At 54.8% G+C, this 14,025-nt stretch carries 14 protein-coding genes and 1 other annotated feature; of the genes, 5 read left to right on the top strand and 9 right to left on the bottom strand.

The window, feature by feature from the left end; genetic code table 11:
- The 4 genes from thrA to yjjY form a co-directional block, all read right to left on the bottom strand.
- Entirely contained in the window at positions 1 to 2,463 is a 2,463-nt protein-coding gene (thrA, locus tag ACQG2G_RS03225; protein WP_013095509.1) for a bifunctional aspartate kinase/homoserine dehydrogenase I, read from the bottom strand.
- 24 nt (positions 2,464 to 2,487) lie between these two features.
- Positions 2,488 to 2,605: a sequence feature (Thr leader region), on the bottom strand.
- Positions 2,544 to 2,612, bottom strand: a complete 69-nt coding sequence (thrL, locus tag ACQG2G_RS03220) for a thr operon leader peptide (RefSeq protein ID WP_015572623.1) — start codon at positions 2,610 to 2,612, stop codon at positions 2,544 to 2,546. It overlaps the preceding feature by 62 nt.
- 211 nt (positions 2,613 to 2,823) lie before the next feature.
- The gene (locus tag ACQG2G_RS03215; RefSeq protein WP_013095507.1) at positions 2,824 to 3,510 is read right to left on the bottom strand and encodes a tRNA/rRNA methyltransferase; all 687 of its coding nucleotides are present in this window, start codon (positions 3,508 to 3,510) and stop codon (positions 2,824 to 2,826) included.
- Positions 3,511 to 3,909: 399 nt separating this feature from the next.
- Positions 3,910 to 4,050 (bottom strand): protein YjjY, encoded by a 141-nt coding sequence (gene yjjY, locus ACQG2G_RS03210; protein ID WP_001541509.1) that lies wholly within the window; start codon positions 4,048 to 4,050, stop codon positions 3,910 to 3,912.
- 95 nt (positions 4,051 to 4,145) lie between these two features.
- On the opposite strand from yjjY, the gene arcA reads away from it, so the two are divergent.
- On the top strand, positions 4,146 to 4,862 hold the full coding sequence (gene arcA / locus ACQG2G_RS03205; protein WP_003856501.1) for a two-component system response regulator ArcA: 717 nt from the start codon (positions 4,146 to 4,148) through the stop codon (positions 4,860 to 4,862).
- A gap of 46 nt (positions 4,863 to 4,908) precedes the next feature.
- Here arcA and creA read toward each other — a convergent pair whose 3' ends face one another.
- Positions 4,909 to 5,382, bottom strand: a complete 474-nt coding sequence (creA, locus tag ACQG2G_RS03200) for a protein CreA (protein WP_013095506.1) — start codon at positions 5,380 to 5,382, stop codon at positions 4,909 to 4,911.
- 211 nt (positions 5,383 to 5,593) lie between these two features.
- On the opposite strand from creA, the gene robA reads away from it, so the two are divergent.
- On the top strand, positions 5,594 to 6,463 hold the full coding sequence (gene robA, locus ACQG2G_RS03195) for an MDR efflux pump AcrAB transcriptional activator RobA (protein WP_013095505.1): 870 nt from the start codon (positions 5,594 to 5,596) through the stop codon (positions 6,461 to 6,463).
- Here the strand turns inward: robA and gpmB are convergent.
- On the bottom strand, positions 6,460 to 7,107 hold the full coding sequence (gene gpmB, locus ACQG2G_RS03190) for a 2,3-diphosphoglycerate-dependent phosphoglycerate mutase GpmB (RefSeq protein WP_013095504.1): 648 nt from the start codon (positions 7,105 to 7,107) through the stop codon (positions 6,460 to 6,462). The genes robA and gpmB overlap by 4 nt on opposite strands.
- 49 nt (positions 7,108 to 7,156) lie before the next feature.
- Between gpmB and yjjX the strand changes: the two genes are divergently transcribed.
- Entirely contained in the window at positions 7,157 to 7,672 is a 516-nt protein-coding gene (gene yjjX / locus ACQG2G_RS03185; RefSeq protein WP_029882672.1) for an inosine/xanthosine triphosphatase, read from the top strand.
- Positions 7,673 to 7,699: 27 nt separating this feature from the next.
- Here yjjX and trpR read toward each other — a convergent pair whose 3' ends face one another.
- Together trpR and sltY are read right to left on the bottom strand one after the other, a co-directional pair.
- Entirely contained in the window at positions 7,700 to 8,029 is a 330-nt protein-coding gene (gene trpR / locus ACQG2G_RS03180) for a trp operon repressor (RefSeq protein WP_013095502.1), read from the bottom strand.
- Between the two features lie 55 nt (positions 8,030 to 8,084).
- Positions 8,085 to 10,022, bottom strand: a complete 1,938-nt coding sequence (sltY, locus tag ACQG2G_RS03175; protein ID WP_248766769.1) for a murein transglycosylase — start codon at positions 10,020 to 10,022, stop codon at positions 8,085 to 8,087.
- 227 nt (positions 10,023 to 10,249) lie between these two features.
- Here sltY and ettA point away from each other — a divergent pair, with 227 nt between their 5' ends.
- A complete protein-coding gene (ettA, locus tag ACQG2G_RS03170) occupies positions 10,250 to 11,917 on the top strand; it encodes an energy-dependent translational throttle protein EttA (RefSeq protein WP_013095500.1) in 1,668 nt (555 codons plus the stop codon).
- A 90-nt stretch (positions 11,918 to 12,007) separates the two neighbouring features.
- On the opposite strand, the gene ACQG2G_RS03165 is transcribed toward ettA, so the two are convergent.
- Positions 12,008 to 12,907 (bottom strand): LysR family transcriptional regulator, encoded by a 900-nt coding sequence (locus ACQG2G_RS03165; protein ID WP_061772810.1) that lies wholly within the window; start codon positions 12,905 to 12,907, stop codon positions 12,008 to 12,010.
- 108 nt (positions 12,908 to 13,015) lie between these two features.
- Between ACQG2G_RS03165 and ACQG2G_RS03160 the strand changes: the two genes are divergently transcribed.
- Positions 13,016 to 14,017 carry a zinc-binding alcohol dehydrogenase family protein gene (locus ACQG2G_RS03160; RefSeq protein WP_061772809.1) on the top strand — a complete coding sequence of 334 codons (1,002 nt, stop codon included), beginning with the start codon at positions 13,016 to 13,018 and terminating at the stop codon, positions 14,015 to 14,017.
- Positions 14,018 to 14,025 lie beyond the last annotated feature (8 nt).

Genomic DNA, 14,025 nt, shown 5'->3' with positions numbered 1-14,025 from the left:
TTAAACTCCTAACTTCCATGACAGGGTACGCAGCAGATCGGCAAACACACCCGCCGCCGTAACATCGTTCCCTGCGCCATAGCCGCGAAGCACCAGCGGCAATGGCTGATAATAGTGGCTGTAAAACGCCAGGGCGTTTTCGCCGTTTTTGACTTTGTACAACGGATCGTTGCCATCGACTTCGGCAATCTTCACCCGGCACACGCCATCTTCTTCAATGTTGCCAACATAGCGCAATACCTTACCTTCATCACGGGCTTTCGCCACGCGTGCGGCAAAAGCATCATCCAGCTGCGGTAAATTATCCATAAAGGCGCTGACGTCACCGCTGCTGTCGAATTCAGCCGGCAGCACGGGTTCTATCACGATATCGGAAAGCTCCAGCTCACGGCCCGTTTCGCGCGCCAGAATAAGCAGTTTGCGCGCCACGTCCATACCGGAGAGATCGTCACGCGGATCCGGCTCGGTGTAGCCCAGTTCACGCGCGGCGCGGGTTGCTTCTGAGAGGCTCATCCCTTCATCCAGCTTACCGAAAATAAAGGACAGCGAGCCGGAGAGAATGCCGGAGAAACGTTGCAGTTCGTCGCCCGCGTTCAGCAGGTTCTGCAGGTTTTCGATAACCGGCAGGCCCGCCCCCACGTTAGTGTCGTACAGGAACTTGCGGCGCGATTTGCTCGCCGCCAGACGCAGCTGGTGATAGTAATCCATCGACGAGGTGTTGGCCTTTTTGTTCGGCGTGACCACATGGAAGCCTTCGCGCAGGAAGTCCGCGTACTGATCGGCAACCGCCTGGTTCGACGTACAATCGACAATCACCGGGTTCAACAGGTGATACTCTTTCACCAGACGGATCAGACGCCCAAGGTTGAACGGCTCTTTTGCCTCGTTCAACTCGGCCTGCCAGTTTTCCAGGTTCAGCCCGTGAACGTTGGTCAGCAGCGCTTTTGAGTTGGCGATCCCGCAGACGCGCAGATCGATATGCTTCTTCTTCAACCACTCCTGCTGACGCTTCACCTGCTCCAGCAGCGCACCGCCAACGCCGCCCACGCCAATCAGGAACAGCTCAATCACCTGATCGGTGTTGAACAGCATCTGATGAACCACGCGTACGCCGGTAGTCGCGTCATCGTTATCAACCACCACCGAAATAGAACGCTCGGATGAGCCCTGGGCAATCGCCACGATATTAATATTGGCACGCGCCAGCGCGGCAAAGAATTTGGCGGAGATACCGCGCAGCGTGCGCATACCGTCGCCAACCACGGAGATAACCGCAAGACGTTCCTGAATGGATAACGGCTCCAGCAGCTCTTCTTTCAGCTCCAGATAGAACTCTTCTTCCAGCGCACGACGGGCGCGCAGACAGTCACCCTGCGGCACGCAGAAGCTGATGCTGTATTCCGATGAGGACTGGGTGATCAGCACCACAGAGATCCCATTGCGTGACATTGCGGCAAACACGCGCGCCGCCATGCCAACCATCCCTTTCATACCTGGCCCGGAGACGCTGAACATTGCCATGTTGTTGAGGTTGGAGATGCCTTTCACCGGCAGGCCATCTTCGTCTGTGCTGGCGCCAATCAGCGTGCCAGGCGCTTGCGGGTTACCGGTATTTTTAATCAGGCAAGGGATCTGGAACTGGGCAATGGGGGAGATGGTACGAGGGTGAAGCACTTTCGCGCCGAAGTAGGAAAGCTCCATCGCCTCCTGGTAAGACATCGACTTCAGCAGCCTGGCGTCCGGTACCTGGCGCGGGTCGCAGGTGTATACGCCGTCAACGTCAGTCCAGATCTCGCAACAGTCCGCGCGTAAACAGGCGGCCAGCACGGCAGCAGAGTAATCAGAGCCGTTACGGCCCAGCACCACCAGTTCACCCTTTTCATTGCCGGCGGTGAAGCCCGCCATCAGGATCATATGGTCAGAAGGAATTTTGCTCGCAGCGATGCGGCGGGTTGATTCAGCAATATCAACGGTGGATTCGAGGTAGTGGCCCACCGCCAGCAGTTTTTCAACCGGATCAATCACCGTGACGTGATGCCCGCGCGCTTCCAGCAGGCCCGCCATGATGGCGATAGAGAGTTTCTCACCGCGGCAAATTAACGCCGCGTTGATGCTGTCCGGGCACTGACCCAGCAGGCTGATACCGTGCAGCACATGTTTAATCTGGGCAAATTCTTGTTCTACGAAGGCTTTCAGCTGTACGAGCGGGAAACCTGGCTGTGCCTCCGCCAGTCCCTGCAGCAGCTCGGCGAAGATACGCTCGGCATCGCTAATGTTCGGAAGTGCATCCTGACCGCCAATGGTCTTTTCAATCATCGCCACCAGGTGGTTAGTGATTTTTGCCGGCGCAGAGAGAACGGTCGCGACCTGTCCCTGCCTGGCGTTGCTCTCCAGGATATCGGCAACACGCAGAAAGCGTTCTGCATTTGCCACTGATGTACCGCCGAACTTCAACACTCGCATGGTTCTACCTCGTTTCCTTTAGCCGAAAAAAAAGCCCGCACTGTTCAGGTGCGGGCTTTTTTCTGTTTTTCCTGTACGCGTCAGCCCGCATCGTTACCTGTGGTAATGATGATGGTTGTGGTAATGGTGGTGATGCTGATGCGTTTCATGGATGTTGTGTACTCTGTCATTATTATCTGTCTGTGCTGTATTCTTTTAGGGTTAAAGGATCGGGCACCTTAAGTCAATGAATTTTTAATTTGATCACAATTCAGCGTATTCTTACGTCCCGCTGCGTGCAGATTTATTTTCATCCGATTCCGCCAGAGGCAACCCTTAACGTCAGACGCTTACGCCATAGTAAAAACTTATGGCAGCATTTTACTCGGCTAATTTTTTTTCGATATCGTGCAGCAAACGGTGCAGCATTGCCGTATCGCGCTGCTCCAGGCGCCCAAGACGCTGCTGCAGCCAGTCAGCCATTTTTTGGTCATCCGCCACGCCAAGTTGCATCAGCAGGTTGTCAACGCGCGTACGCAGCGCGGCCAGTTGGTTTTCGTCGGTACCCACCGCTGGCGGTTGAGGAATTTGTATTAAGGACGCTAATTGATAGCAATAGACCATCACCGCCTGGCCTAAATTCAGGGACGGGTAATCCGCGACCATCGGAGCCCCCGTCAGCACATCCGCGAGCGCCAGTTCGTCGTTTGTTAATCCTGAATCTTCCCGCCCAAACACCAGCGCCGCTTTTTCCAGCCACTGGCTTTTCTCGCTCAGCATCGGTACCAGCTCCGCTGGCGTGGCGTAATAGTGGAACTTCGCCCGACTGCGCGCCGTGGTCGCAACGGTAAACGAAATATCGTGCAGCGCGTCGGCGAGCGTGTCGTAAGTGGTTATATTATCAAGAATATCGCCCGACCCGTGCGCCACCCAACGCGCCGCGGGCTCCAGGTGAGCGACGCTGTCCACAATACGCAAATCGGTGAACCCCATGGTCTTCATGGCACGCGCCGCAGCGCCTATATTTTCAGCTCTGGCTGGCGCGACCAGTACAATCGACAGATGCATTTATGCTCTCTTTTTAATCAGTTAGCGGGGATTAATGTGATGCGCGTCAACATATTACGCGGCGCGAATTTACAATTTTGCAACACAAATCACCGAAATAGCGTTTCATAACAAATTAAAAGCGCTAAACTATTTTGTAGCTGAACAATCATTTAGAATGTTAACAGAACCTGATTATCCTTATGTTTTATAATGATAATGACAGGGTGAATACGCGATTTAAGTTGGATTCGTAACGTTTATCAATCAAGATCCGCAACTAGTTGGTTTATTGAAAAATTGTGACAAAGGCTAGCATTTAGCTATGATGATTTCATCAAACTGTTAACGTGCTACAATTGAACTTGATATATGTCAACGAAGCGTAGTTTTATTGGGTGTCAGGTGTCACTTAGCCTGTTATGTTGCTGTTAAAATGGTTAGGATGACAGCCGTTTTTGACACTGTCGGGTCCAAAGGGAAAGTACCCACGACCAAGCTAATGATGTTGTTGACGTTGATGGAAAGTGCATCAAGAACGCAATTACGTACTTTAGTCACGTTAGCCCGGTCATGTTAATTTGCGACATGCATCAGGCAGGTCAGGGACTTTTGTACTTCCTGTTTCGATTTAGTTGGCAATTTAGGTAGCAAACATGCAGACCCCGCACATTCTTATCGTTGAAGACGAGTTGGTAACACGCAACACGTTGAAGAGCATTTTCGAAGCAGAAGGCTACGATGTCTTTGAAGCGACCGATGGCGCAGAGATGCATCAGATCCTTTCTGAAAATGATATCAACCTGGTCATTATGGATATCAATCTGCCAGGTAAAAACGGCCTTCTGCTGGCGCGCGAACTGCGTGAACAGGCGAACGTCGCATTAATGTTCCTGACAGGCCGTGATAACGAAGTTGATAAGATCCTTGGCCTGGAAATCGGTGCGGATGACTACATCACCAAACCGTTTAACCCACGCGAGTTAACCATTCGTGCACGCAACCTGCTGTCCCGCACCATGAACCTGGGCACCGTCAGCGAAGAGCGTCGTAGCGTAGACAGCTACAAATTCAACGGCTGGGAACTCGATATCAATAGCCGTTCACTGATCAGCCCGAACGGTGAGCAGTATAAACTGCCGCGCAGTGAATTCCGCGCGATGCTGCACTTCTGTGAAAACCCGGGCAAAATTCAGTCCCGTGCAGAACTGCTGAAGAAAATGACCGGCCGTGAGCTGAAGCCACACGACCGTACTGTAGACGTGACCATCCGTCGTATTCGTAAACATTTCGAATCTACGCCAGATACGCCGGAAATCATCGCCACAATTCACGGCGAAGGCTATCGTTTCTGCGGTGACCTGCAGGAGTGATCCTGCAGTCAGCACCATAAAAAACGGCGCGAAAGCGCCGTTTTTTTTATTCCCGCCATGGCATAATCGGCACCGCGCTAATCGCGTTTTTCGGTGAGCCTTCCACTACTTTGTCGGAGTAGGCAAGGTAGGCCAGGGTGTTACGTTTAGCATCGTAAAAACGCACCACCTGCAGCTTTTTGAAGACCAGCGACGTCCGTTTCTGGAACACCACATCCCCCTGCGCTTTGCCGTTTTTGATTTTCTCGCTCAGTTCAACCGGCCCGACCTGCTGGCAGGAGATGGCCGCATCGGATGTATCCTCGGCCAGCCCCAGACCGCCTTTAATCCCCCCGGTTTTAGCCCGGCTAACGTAGCAGGTGACGTTTTTCACATCCGGATCGTCAAACGCCTCTACCACAATTTTGTGGTCCGGCCCAAACATTTTAAACACGGTGTCGACAGAACCAATCTGTTCCGCCTGCGCCGCGCGGCCCGCTATCAGCAGTAAGGCTGTTAAGAGCAATGTCTTATATTTCATATTGTTACCATTTCTTAATATTACGTTGAGCGATTATTCAACACGTTAGACAAAAATGTAGCAAGATCACAGGATTAGAATATATTCACCCAAAACGCAGGACAAAAAGCATTAATGAGCAAAAAAAACACTGAATGCTAAAACATCAAAAAATGCTATTATCCGCTAACCTGTTATCAGGCACCTGCTGTTTTAAGGATGAGGATAGTATATGGATCAGGCTGGAATTATTCGCGACCTGCTAACCTGGCTGGAAGGTCATCTTGACCAGCCTTTGTCACTGGATAATGTGGCGGCTAAAGCAGGCTATTCCAAGTGGCATCTGCAAAGGATGTTCAAGGATGTCACCGGTCATGCTATCGGTGCCTATATTCGCGCACGTCGTTTATCTAAATCTGCGGTGGCCTTACGCCTGACCGCGCGGCCCATTCTTGATATTGCCCTGCAGTATCGTTTCGACTCGCAACAAACATTCACCCGAGCCTTTAAAAAACAGTTCTCGTTGACACCGGCACTCTATCGCCGCTCACCGGACTGGAGCTCATACGGTATGCGCCCGCCGCTGCGTCTGGGCGAGTTCGCCATGCCGAAGTACGAAATCATTACCCTGCCGGAAACCCATTTGATCGGTACGACACAGAGCTACACCTGTTCTCTGGAGCAGATTTCTGAGTTCCGCCATCAAATGCGCGTTCAGTTCTGGCGCGACTTCCTGAGCCATGCCCCGGCGATCCCGCCTATCCTGTATGGTCTCAACGAAACGCATCCAAGCCAGGAAAAAGACGACGAGCAGGAGGTGTTCTACACCACCGCGTTAACGCCGGAGATGGCCAATGGCTATATTCAGGGCTCTAAACCGGTCGTGCTGGAAGGCGGAGAGTATGTGATGTTCTCCTACGAAGGGCTGGGAACGGGCGTACAGGAATTCATCCTGACCGTTTACGGAACATGCATGCCTATGCTGAACCTGAATCGCCGTAAAGGTCAGGATATTGAGCGCTACTACCCGGCAAGCGATGCGAAACCGGAAGAAGGCCCCATTAATCTGCGGATGGAATTCTTAATCCCGATCCGTCGTTAGCGCTGCAGTTCATCCAGTGCAGGGGCATCAAGATGCGAAATGTCCCCTGCCATCTCAACGACCCATCCCGACGCCAGCCACGCGCTTTCCTGATAATCAATACGGGAAATAGAGCAGTTGCGCAGACGCAAACGGCGCTCCGCATAGGCCGGTAACCCCAGAATGGTGCTGACCAGACATCCCAACGCAATCCCGTGACTCACCAGCAGTGGACGGCTTCCGGCGGGCAGCTTCAGGCATTCCGCCAGCGCAGCATGCATACGCACGCTCAGCTCCTGCATGGATTCGCCCTCAGGGATACGGCCATCTTCGGTACCGTTAACCAGCGTGCGGCGCCAGCCCTCTTCCGTTTCCGTCAGCGTATCGATATGGCGTTTTTCGAGCACCCCCATATCCAGCTCGCGCAGGCGCGGTTCAAGCAGCACATCACAACCACAGGCATCAGCAATTATGCGCGCCGTCTGCTGCGTGCGACCTAGATCGCTGGTGATGACATGGGTAATGCCCAGCGTTCTGGCACGTTCTGCCACCTGCCACGCTTGCTGCACACCCTTTTCAGTGAGAGGACTGTCGGACTGGCCTTGAATACGTCGCTCGGCGTTCCACTGCGTTTCACCGTGGCGAACAAGGTATACCTGTAACATGCTTTTTTTCCGTTATACTGCGATGAGTTTTTTTGAATCGAGCTTAATTATGCACCATGTTGTCTCTGCTACCACCAATCCTGCCAAAATTCAGGCAATTCTAAGGGCATTTGAAGAGATTTTCGGCGAAGGATCCTGCCATATTGATGCCGTCGGCGTCGAGAGTGGCGTTCCTGAACAGCCGTTTGGCAGCGAAGAAACGCGCGCTGGCGCACGAAATCGCGTGTTAAATGCGAAAGCGGCCGCACCCGATGCCGACTTCTGGGTCGCCATTGAAGCGGGAATTGACGAGGGCGCGACGTTTAGCTGGGTGGTTATCGAAAGCCGTGAACAGCGCGGTGAAGCACGCTCGGCCACCCTGCCGCTGCCGGACATCATTCTGGAAAAAGTGCGCGCAGGCGAAGCGCTCGGGCCAGTGATGTCGCAATACACCGGCATTGATGAAATAGGCCGTAAAGAAGGAGCGATTGGCGTCTTTACTGCTGGCGCGCTTACGCGCTCAAGCGTTTACCATCAGGCAGTGATCCTGGCGTTAAGCCCGTTCCATAACGCCATTTATCGTTGAACGTGTAGGCCGGATAAGGCGCAGCCGTCATCCGGCGTTTTTCAGCAATACCGCTTCCAGCCACTGACGCAGCTCAACCGGCGCAGACTTCAGGCTGTTTGAACCGCGGGTGATCGTCGCGATCCCCGCGCCCAGCTCGTTTTTGAGCTCACGCTGGCTCATCTCACCGCGCAGTAACTCTTCGATGATCCGCACGCGCGTGCCCAACGCCTCACGCTCGTCCGGCGTCAGCATCAGTTGCAGCAGGGGTAAATGCAGATCCTGGTCGTAAGACTGGCGGAGCAACTCCACAAAACGAAGCCACTCCTGATGACGTTGTTCGGCCAGTGCCGAGGAATACGGGGAATGCTGGGTCATGTTATGCCGCCTGTTGTACTCATTAACGAGTACAGCATAACACAACCCATCCCAATCAGTAACGTCTCTGCCACTCCGCATCGCTCATCAGGGTATCTTTTTGCCCCATGAAGTAACGGTAATAGGCATCATACGCCAACACGTTCTTCACGTAGCCGCGCGTTTCTGAGAACGGAATGCTCTCGACAAACGCCACGGCGTCGATGCGTCCGGCGCTGTTACCCAGCCAGGTACGCACACGCCCTGGGCCCGCGTTATACGCCGCAGAGGCGAAAATGCGGTTGTTACCAAACTGCTGATAGACGTACTGCAGATAGCTGGTACCAATGTTGATGTTGGTATCCGGATCCAGCAGCTGTGATGGACTGCTGTATCCCGGGATATTAAACATCTTCACCGTATGCGTCGCCGTGCCCGGCATAATCTGCATCAGGCCGCTGGCCCCTACCGGGGAACGGACTTTCGGGTTCCAGGCGCTCTCCTGACGGGCAATCGCCATGGCATAGCTTTGCGGAATATCTTTACCGCTGGTGTAGCGATCGAACAGATCTTTGTAGGCCAGCGGGAAACGTTCTTCGAGATGATCCCACAGCTTGCCAGCGATCGTCGCCTGAACGCTCAGATCCCACCAGTGGTTATCAAAGGCGTAACGGGCAAGCTGGGCTTTCTCATTCGTTGTGCGGCTGGTGACCAGATTCGCCCACTCGCTACGGGCGGTGTTGTCCATATTCCAGTACATCAGCTCGCGCACGCGCGCCATTTCCGGCCCCTGGGTCAACGCCGGGCTGGCGTTACCCGGCGCTTTATCAATGCGGAAGGTGTACTCCTCACCCAGACGCTGCGCGGCCACCATTGGGTAGAAGCCTCGCTGCTGCATCAGCGCGTGGAGGATCTCTTTGGCTTCGTCATCGCGTCCCCGCTCCATCAGCAGATCCGCCTGCCAGTAGCGCCATTCGTCTTTCTCTTTGGCTTCCATCGGCAGACGCGCAAGCCAGGTATTGAGGCCTTTACGATCGCCCGTCCCCAGCGCCATGCGCACGCGACGTTCCACCAGCGACGTGGAGTTGGAGCGCATAATGGCATCGTCCCGCCAGCGGGCCTGTTCGTCGGTTACGTCCGAGCCCATCAGTCTCCACGCCACGATGTCGCGCAGTTCCTGGGTTTGCTCTTCATTGAGCTGCTGTGCCTGCACCAGCTGCGGGATCATCAGCCGCGCGTTTTCGACATCGTCACGCGCCACGCTGGCAAAGGCCACCGCCGCCATCTGTCGGGTAAAATCGGTCGCTCCCGTGCTGCGGGCAAAGGTCAGAACGCTGTTGGGGTCATTTGCCAGCGACATCACGGCCGTGGAAATGGTCTGGTAATCCGACGGCATTTGACCCGCCAGAGCCATCACCAGACGCGTGTTTCCGGCTTTCATCGCCAGACGGATACGTTCAAGGTAAGCCAGCGGATCCTGTTTACCGGAAGCACGCCAGGCACCAAAGAGCGAATCACAGGCGTTAGGCTGGCTTTTCCCGGTCAGCCACAGCTCTTTTGCCCCGGCCCAGGCTTCCTCCTGCTGACCGGTGGCCCATTTTGCATAGTAATAGTTACACTGGGCTTCCGTGGTGTTCGGTTTTTCCGGGCTGAACGCCAGCAGTCCGCGCCAGTCTTCACGACGCGCCAGCTCGTTTACAAAACGAGACTGCAGGTTCCGGGCGGGCGGCAGGGTCGGGTTCGCCTGAATGAAGTTATTCACGGTGACCGTGGGTTGATTCATGAGATCGTCAGTAATCTGGCGATACTCCAGATAGGGATAGAGAGGATAGTCTTTCAGCGTCGGCATCAACGCCTGCATAGTATCCATCTGTTTGTTGTCCCACGCCTGTTTAATCTGGGCGTAGCGGTTACGTTGTTCATCCAGTGAATCGGCATGCACCGCCTGGCTTACCGCCATTACGCATACGCTGGCCGCCAGCAGACGCCAGACCACCCGTTTGGCTTTTTCCACAAGCTCTTCCTCATTGTTTTTTCGTCAATTGCAGCGTCTTGCCACGTCAAAGTCTAATTAACTTATGCTAACCAGGCATCCCGGAACGCGCCACGTTACGGACACTTTTTTACCTTTCCTGCGCGTTTTAACACTCCCGACGTTCCTGGCTGGGATTAGGGCGGGAAAAAGGCTACACTTCGAGGCTGAAATTCCTTTTCATCACGATAAAAGAGGCGAAGTCCAACGTGGCTCAATTCGTTTATACCATGCATCGTGTCGGCAAAGTGGTACCGCCGAAACGTCATATTCTTAAAAATATCTCGCTGAGCTTCTTCCCGGGCGCAAAAATCGGTGTTCTGGGCCTCAACGGTGCCGGTAAGTCCACCCTGCTGCGCATCATGGCCGGCATCGATACAGACATCGAAGGTGAAGCCCGTCCGCAGCCTGGCATCAAAATTGGCTACCTGCCGCAGGAACCTCAGCTGAACCCTGAACACACCGTTCGTGAATCGGTTGAAGAAGCGGTATCCGAAGTGGTTAACGCGCTGAAAGGTCTGGATGAAGTGTATGCCAAATACGCCGAGCCAGATGCGGACTTCGATAAACTGGCCGCTCAGCAAGGCAAATTTGAAGAGATTATCCAGGCGCACGACGGTCACAACCTGAACGTGCAGCTGGAGCGCGCCGCTGACGCCCTGCGTCTGCCAGACTGGGATGCGAAAATTGCCAACCTCTCCGGTGGTGAGCGTCGCCGCGTGGCGCTGTGCCGTCTGCTGCTGGAAAAACCAGACATGCTGCTGCTCGACGAACCCACTAACCACCTGGATGCGGAATCCGTGGCGTGGCTGGAACGCTTCCTGCACGACTTCGAAGGCACCGTGGTGGCGATCACCCACGACCGTTACTTCCTCGACAACGTGGCGGGCTGGATCCTGGAGCTGGACCGCGGCGAGGGTATCCCATGGGAAGGCAACTACTCTTCCTGGCTGGAGCAGAAAGATCAGCGTCTGGCGCAGGAAGCGTCAGCTGAAGCAGCACGCCGTAAGTCTATTGAGAAAGAGCTGGAGTGGGTACGTCAGGGCACGAAGGGCCGTCAGTCTAAGGGCAAAGCCCGTCTGGCACGCTTCGAAGAGCTGAACAACACCGAATACCAGAAACGTAACGAAACCAACGAACTGTTTATTCCACCTGGCGCGCGTCTGGGGGATAAAGTGGTCGAAGTCAGCAACCTGCGTAAATCTTACGGTGACCGCGTGCTGATCGACGATCTCTCCTTCTCCGTACCGAAGGGTGCCATCGTCGGTATCATCGGTCCGAACGGCGCGGGTAAATCCACCCTGTTCCGTATGATGTCCGGTCAGGAGCAGCCTGACAGCGGCTCTATCACCCTGGGTGAAACGGTGAAACTGGCGTCCGTTGACCAGTTCCGTGACGCAATGGATAACAGCAAAACCGTGTGGGAAGAAGTCTCCGGCGGTCTGGATATCATGCGTATCGGCAACACCGAGATGCCAAGCCGTGCCTACGTTGGCCGCTTTAACTTCAAAGGTACCGATCAGGGTAAACGCGTCGGCGAGTTGTCCGGTGGTGAGCGTGGTCGTCTGCATCTGGCGAAGCTGCTGCAGGTTGGCGGTAACGTACTGCTGCTCGATGAACCAACCAACGACCTCGACATCGAAACCCTGCGCGCGCTGGAAAACGCCCTGCTGGAGTTCCCGGGCTGTGCCATGGTTATCTCGCACGACCGTTGGTTCCTTGACCGTATCGCCACCCACATTCTGGACTACCAGGATGAAGGGAAAGTGGAGTTCTTCGAAGGTAACTTCACCGAATACGAAGAGTACAAGAAACGCACGCTGGGCGCAGACGCGCTGGAGCCGAAGCGTATTAAGTACAAGCGTATTGCGAAATAAAAGTAAAACGGCAACTTCGGTTGCCGTTTTTTATCTTTGTTCCCTCTCCCGTGAGAGAGGGTCAGGGTGAGGGCATCAGGCCACACATAATCACTCCCCCACGTAAAACCGCTTCACCTCATCACACTGCATCGCAAAGTCGATATAGCTCATCAGCGCAGGCGAATTGAGCTTACGGCTCGGATAGGCCAGCCAGAGATCGTTTCCTTCGACGTTCCACTCCGGTAGCACCTGCACAAGCGCCCCTTTTTCAATTTTATCTTCCAGCAAAAAAGCGGGTAAGAGTGTGATCCCCGCACCAGCTACCGCGCACTTACGGGCATACACCAGATTATCTGTCATATGCGCATTGTCCGGCAGATAACGGTAATCCTCACTCTCGCTTTGCAGGAGCCATTCAGACCAGGCCTTGTGGGTAATACAGCGGTGATCCACGAGCTGGCGGGGATGGTGCAGCGGCTCCCGGCGTGCCAGGTATTCCGGTGAGGCCAGCATATAGCGTGGGCAGTGGCCAATCATGCGGCCAATCAGCGAGGAGTCCTGCGGTTTACCGGTACGCAGCGCCACGTCAAAACCAGACTCCACCAGATCGAGCACATCGTCAGAAATAGAGACATCCAGCGAAACGTCAGGATAGCGGAGCTGAAACTCGGCATTCAGGTGTGCCAGTAACGTCGCGCCAATGCCCGCCGGGCAGGTGATACGAAGCCGCCCGCTGGGGTTTTCACGCAGCCGCTGAATGGCATACTCCGCCCTTTCGCTGGCCGCCAGCATCTCGCGACAATGCACCAGATAGTGCTCCCCCGCAAAGGTCAGATTCAGCCTGCGCGTGGTGCGGTTCAGCAGGCGGATCCCCACCTGCTGCTCAAGCTGGCTAATCCGCTGGCTAACGCTGGATTTCGGCAGGTCTGCTTTCTGCGCTGCGGCGGTAAAACTCCCCATCTCCGCCACCAGCGCAAACAGCGCCATATCCTGAAGCTGTTTAAACATGATTGTTCACCCTATACGAACACTCCGTTCTTGATTGTCCATCTTATCATGCGCATGGCCACTTAATAGACTAGCCTCAACAAAACGCATTCCATTGAGGAGTTGATCATGTCTGTTAAAGCCATTGCCGTTAATCCTGAAAATCCCGCAGCTTTTATTGAGATCACCCAACCGATGCCACAGCCCGGTGAACACGATCTGCTGGTGGAAGTAAAAGCCGTTTCCATCAACCCGGTCGATACCAAAGTGCATGCGAGTCTTGTTAAAAACGGCCTGCAGGCGGCACGCATTCTCGGCTGGGATGCCAGCGGTGTCATCAAAGCGGTGGGGAGAAGCGTCACCGGCTTCAAACCGGGCGACGAAGTGTGGTACGCGGGTGATATTACCCGTCCGGGCAGTAATGCCACGCACCAGCTGATTGATGCGCGTATTGTCGGACACAAACCGACAAGCCTTGGCTGGGATGCCGCTGCCGCATTGCCGCTGACCGCGCTCACCGCCTGGGAAGGGCTGTTTGAACGCCTGAATATTCAGGATGCCGGGTCGGACAAAACGCTGCTGATCATCGGCGGTGCCGGCGGCGTAGGCTCCCTTGCTATCCCGTTTGCGAAGCACAACAGCAAGGTCAGGGTCATCGCCACCGCGTCGCGGGAAGACTCAGCCCAATGGTGTCGCGATCGCGGCGCGGATCTGGTGGTGAATTATCGCGATCTGCAAGGTGAACTGGCCAAACAGGGCATTACCTTTGTGGATTATATTTTCATCCTCAATGATACCGATGGCCACTGGGATGCGGTCAGCGAACTGATTGCGCCGCAGGGACACATCTGCTCCATCGTCGAAAATGCGCACCCGCTGAACCAGGACAAGCTGAAATCCAAATCCGCCGCCCTGCACTGGGAATTCATGTATACCCGCAGCATGTACCAGACTGCCGATATGGCGCGTCAGGGTGAGATCTTAAACGAGGTGGCGAAGCTGGTAGATAACGGCGTAGTGGAGAGCTCGCTCAGCGAAACGCTGCACGGGCTGAGCGTGGAAAGCATTACCGAGGCGCACCGCAAAGTGCTGGACGGGCATATGCGCGGGAAGGTGGTGGTTGCGTTCTGAGTGGATAA

Source organism: Enterobacter cloacae complex sp. 382A5 (assembly GCF_050031095.1).
In the GTDB taxonomy this organism is placed as follows: Bacteria; Pseudomonadota; Gammaproteobacteria; order Enterobacterales; family Enterobacteriaceae; genus Enterobacter; species Enterobacter cloacae.
Note: the sequence above shows the minus strand (reverse complement) of the source record. Positions and strands in the feature narration are given on the sequence as shown.

Coding starts and splice junctions, on each gene's coding strand:
- thrA (WP_013095509.1), bottom strand. CDS start 2,463: ATGCGAGTGTTGAAGTTCGGCGGTACATCAGTGGCAAATGCAGAACGC.
- ACQG2G_RS03215 (WP_013095507.1), bottom strand. CDS start 3,510: ATGCATCTGTCGATTGTACTGGTCGCGCCAGCCAGAGCTGAAAATATA.
- arcA (WP_003856501.1), top strand. CDS start 4,146: ATGCAGACCCCGCACATTCTTATCGTTGAAGACGAGTTGGTAACACGC.
- creA (WP_013095506.1), bottom strand. CDS start 5,382: ATGAAATATAAGACATTGCTCTTAACAGCCTTACTGCTGATAGCGGGC.
- robA (WP_013095505.1), top strand. CDS start 5,594: ATGGATCAGGCTGGAATTATTCGCGACCTGCTAACCTGGCTGGAAGGT.
- gpmB (WP_013095504.1), bottom strand. CDS start 7,107: ATGTTACAGGTATACCTTGTTCGCCACGGTGAAACGCAGTGGAACGCC.
- yjjX (WP_029882672.1), top strand. CDS start 7,157: ATGCACCATGTTGTCTCTGCTACCACCAATCCTGCCAAAATTCAGGCA.
- trpR (WP_013095502.1), bottom strand. CDS start 8,029: ATGACCCAGCATTCCCCGTATTCCTCGGCACTGGCCGAACAACGTCAT.
- ACQG2G_RS03165 (WP_061772810.1), bottom strand. CDS start 12,907: ATGTTTAAACAGCTTCAGGATATGGCGCTGTTTGCGCTGGTGGCGGAG.
- ACQG2G_RS03160 (WP_061772809.1), top strand. CDS start 13,016: ATGTCTGTTAAAGCCATTGCCGTTAATCCTGAAAATCCCGCAGCTTTT.